The organism is Pseudomonas putida, from assembly GCF_022627325.1.
Classification (GTDB): Bacteria; Pseudomonadota; Gammaproteobacteria; order Pseudomonadales; family Pseudomonadaceae; genus Aquipseudomonas; species Aquipseudomonas putida_X.
The window spans coordinates 1-287 of the sequence record NZ_JAETZZ010000052.1; the positions used below are offsets into that span (position 1 = coordinate 1).

At 48.1% G+C, this 287-nt stretch carries 1 protein-coding gene; it reads left to right on the top strand.

Annotated elements, in window-relative coordinates:
- On the top strand, window positions 1-287 hold a 287-nt coding region (locus tag JNA92_RS25670), incomplete at both ends, for an IS110 family transposase (RefSeq protein ID WP_241807228.1).

The window sequence follows — 287 nt, forward strand, 5'->3', positions numbered from 1 at the left end:
AACAAAATGATCGTGGGTGCGGATGTCGCAAAAGCTGAATTAGTGATTCATCACGATGATCGTGATGAAATTATCAGGCTGAAAAATACCAAGCCCGAAATCAAAAGCTGGCTAAAGCAACAGCCCCTCGGCACTGCAATCGCTGTTGAGGCGACCAATATCTACCATCTGGACCTGGTTGAGCTAGCCCATGGCTTCGGTTTCGACGTTTATGTCATCGATGGTTTCCAACTGAGCAACTACAGGAAAAGCGTTGGAGGGCGGGTTAAAACTGACCCCTCTGATGC